Source organism: Agromyces humi (genome assembly GCF_009720255.1).
Lineage (GTDB): Bacteria > Actinomycetota > Actinomycetes > Actinomycetales > Microbacteriaceae > Agromyces > Agromyces humi.
Genome location: NZ_WJSP02000401.1, coordinates 1 through 3,195, shown reverse-complemented (window position 1 = coordinate 3,195; position 3,195 = coordinate 1). Strand labels below are relative to the sequence as shown.

At 70.6% G+C, this 3,195-nt stretch carries 4 protein-coding genes; 1 reads left to right on the top strand and 3 read right to left on the bottom strand.

The features are described 5' to 3' along the window. The coding region (locus GH736_RS19860) for a hypothetical protein (protein WP_203230871.1) at positions 1-864 on the bottom strand (864 nt) is incomplete at its 3' end. Between the two features lie 136 nt (positions 865-1,000). On the opposite strand from GH736_RS19860, the gene GH736_RS19855 reads away from it, so the two are divergent. Then, positions 1,001-1,735 (top strand): DUF2306 domain-containing protein, encoded by a 735-nt coding sequence (locus tag GH736_RS19855; RefSeq protein WP_159606403.1) that lies wholly within the window; start codon positions 1,001-1,003, stop codon positions 1,733-1,735. 22 nt (positions 1,736-1,757) lie between these two features. On the opposite strand, the gene GH736_RS19850 is transcribed toward GH736_RS19855, so the two are convergent. After that, positions 1,758-2,228, bottom strand: a complete 471-nt coding sequence (locus tag GH736_RS19850; RefSeq protein WP_235934519.1) for a GNAT family N-acetyltransferase — start codon at positions 2,226-2,228, stop codon at positions 1,758-1,760. 50 nt (positions 2,229-2,278) lie between these two features. Then, complete coding sequence (locus GH736_RS19845; RefSeq protein ID WP_203230870.1) at positions 2,279-3,097, bottom strand: CPBP family intramembrane glutamic endopeptidase; 819 nt, start codon at positions 3,095-3,097, stop codon at positions 2,279-2,281. Positions 3,098-3,195: the final 98 nt, after the last annotated feature.

The window sequence follows — 3,195 nt, the reverse complement described above, 5'->3', positions numbered from 1 at the left end:
CGCGCGCGTGCCTGCCCGCGTCGCTTCGAGTGCGTCGAGAGCGGCCATGAGCAGCGCGTTCCGCCCAAGACCGGTCGAGGCCTCGAGGCGCGCGATGCGCTGCTCGACCGCATCGCCGGTCGTGCCCTCGGGGGCCGGTGGGGCATCCGGACCGGCAGAGGCAGCAGCAGCAGGAGCCGCAGCAGCCGCAGTCGCGGCATCCGGCGCCGTCGTGCCCGCCCCCGGATCGCGGAGGAAGAGCGCAACGACCGGCAGCACGATCGTGCCCAGCGCGTCGATGATCGCGATCACGATCGCCGCGCGGGAGTAGCCGTCCTCGGTGCCGGGCGCCGGGATGTCGCCTTCGCTGAGGATCGGCAGGATGCCGAGCAGGGCCAGTGTGGCGATCGCGCACAGGGTGACGGTCAGCGCGATCCTGACTGCCGGATGGCGGCGGCCGGCGAGGAGCAGCAGCAGGTTCGCATGCGCGAGGCTCACCGCGAGGATCACGCTGACGCCGAACCAGCGCCACACGTCGACCGCGAAGTCCGAGTTGAGCAGCCACGTCCACCAGATGAGCATGAGTCCGAGCACGAGGGCGACGGTGCTCACGCCGATGCCGACGAAGCCCACGATGCGCACGGGGCGGCCCGCGACCCCGAGATGGCACAGCATGGTGAGGCCGAAGCCGGTCACGAGCAGCGTCGTGAGGATGATCGTGGACTGCCGCGACAGGTCGCCGGTGATCACCGAGATGATGGCGACGACCGCGGCCAGCGACACCGAGACGATCACCCCGATGATGGTGATGCGGCGGGCCCCGCGAAGCGTGCGGGCATCGCCTGGCGAGGGCGCGGTGGTGGAAGCGGGGCGCAGGTCGGTCATCGAGCTCCTTCGGTCGTGCCGCAGCGTGCCGGCCCGCATCGTGGCGCGGCATCGTCGCTCAGCATAGAGCCGACCCCCGTCGAGGACGGGGGTTCTCCCGATTTCGGCGTCGCCGCGGCCGTCATAGCGTGCGGCCATGACCACGACACCCACCAGCCAGCAGCCGCCGTCGACGGCCACGCGCACGATCACCGGGCGCTCGAGGGCCGGATGGCTCGCGGTCGTGCTGTCGTCGCTCGGCATCGCGGCCTTCGCCGTCACGCCCTACCTCACCGCGTCGCTCGAGACGCTGTCGCAGTCCGATTCGGGCGGGCTCGCCGAGGCGTACGCCGGACGGCCGTGGTTCGTGCTCGTTGCGTTCTACGCCCACATCGTGGCTGGCGGCATCGCCCTCGTCGTCGGCCCGTTCCAGTTCTGGCGCGGGCTGCGCACGCGGCATCCGCTCGTGCACCGCTCGATTGGGCGGGTCTACCTCACCGCCGTCGGCATCGCGGCCCTGGGTGGCCTCGCGATCGCCCCGATCAGCCAGGCCGGCCTGACGGGCCTGTTCGGGTTCGGCGCACTCGGCGTGCTGTGGCTGGTCACCGGGTGGCGGGCCTACCGCTCGATCCGGCGAGGCGATGTCGCGAGCCACCAGGCCTGGATGATCCGCAACTTCGCCCTCACGTACGCCGCCGTGACCCTGCGGCTCGGACTGTTCGCGCTCATCCTCGCGCAGGTGCCGTTCTCGAGCGGCGAATTCGACTTCGGGACGGCGTTCGCGAACGCCTACGTCGCGATGGCCTTCCTCGCGTGGCTGCCGAACCTGCTCATCGCCGAATGGCTGATCCGGCGCCGTGGCCTGCCGTCGTATCGCCTTGCGACCGAGTGACGGCTGAGTGGGTCGAGAGGGGCTAGGCGAGCTCGAGGGTCATGAAGACGCTGTGCGGGTCGAGTGCGTAGTCGCCGAACGGCCCCGTCTCGCGGAAGCCGTACTTCGCGTAGAGCGCGCGGGCGGGGGCGAAGAAGTCCTGCGACCCCGTCTCGAGGCTGAGCCTGCGGTATCCGCGCCGTCGCGACTCGGCGAGCACGTGCTCGAGCAGGCGGGCGCCGAGCCCGCGGCCGCGCGCCGCGGCATCCGTTCGCATCGACTTCAGCTCGCCGTGCTCGGGGTCGAGTTCCTTGAGGGCGACGCAGCCGAGCACGTCGTCGCCGTCGGCGATCGTCCAGAAGGTGACACCGGATGCCGCGAGCGCCGACACGTCGAGGGCGTGCACGCTCTCGGCGGGCGAGGTCGCGAACATGTCATCGAGGTGGTCGGCGAGCAGGCGGAGGACCCGCTCGTCGGTGAGGTCGCCGTTCTGGATGTCGATGGTGCTGGTCACCTCACGAGTCTCGCAGCCGCCTGTTTCGGGTCGGTTTCGACGCGAGCGGGTCAGCCCGCCGCGACCGCGCCGGCCGTGATGACCGAGATGGTGATGAACACCCAGTCGTTGATGATGTGCGCGCCCGCCGCGACCCAGAGGTTCTTCGTGCGGATGAACGCGAGGGTGAGCGCGATGCGCGCCGAGCCGATGATGAGGAAGGCCTGCGCCCAGTTCCAGTCGTAGGTCGGGAGGTGTGCCGCGCCGAACCACAGCGCCGAGATGATCCAGGCGAGGACGATCGCCGTCTTCCGCGAGACGCCCGCCTTGGCGAAGAGGAAGTACATGAGGGCCAGGAACGGCAGCACGACGAAGATCTCCTCGCCGACGAGCTGGATGCCGCTGCCGACGTACAGCGCGACCGTCTCGGCCGCCCCGGCCGAACCGGCATCCGCGATGACGGTGTTGGGCGCGACGGGGAACACGAGGGCCACGAGTGCACCGATGACGAACGTGAGCACGATGTTCAGGGCGGCGAAGAAGAACATGTTGCCCACGTCGACGAGTCGCACCCTGCGGAAGATCGCCGTCCAGTGCCGGCCGGCGACGAGGGCGAGCACCGCGAGCGGAATGATGACGAACAGCGCCCGCGGCAGGATCGCCACGACGGTGTTCGGCTGGGGGATGAAGATGAGCGCGAGGAATCCGACGGCCACCGACGACCAGACGAGGATCCACTTGCCCACCGAGAGCTCGACGGGCTCGCCGTTGTAGAACGGGAAGTCATCGCCGTCGCGCCGCTCGATGAGCCGCCCGAAGCGGTCCTTCTCTGTCAGCGGGCGGATCCGGCCGCCCGGAATCGTGGCGGCCGCCGTGGGCTCGGTCGTCATGTGCTCCCCTCGTGTCGTCGGCGCCCCCGCGCGCGACGCTCCACCGAGTCTGGCAGACGCCGCGCCGCGCTCGCCTGGCTCAGCCGGCGAGCGACGGC

Coding starts and splice junctions, on each gene's coding strand:
- GH736_RS19855 (WP_159606403.1), top strand. CDS start 1,001: ATGACCACGACACCCACCAGCCAGCAGCCGCCGTCGACGGCCACGCGC.
- GH736_RS19845 (WP_203230870.1), bottom strand. CDS start 3,097: ATGACGACCGAGCCCACGGCGGCCGCCACGATTCCGGGCGGCCGGATC.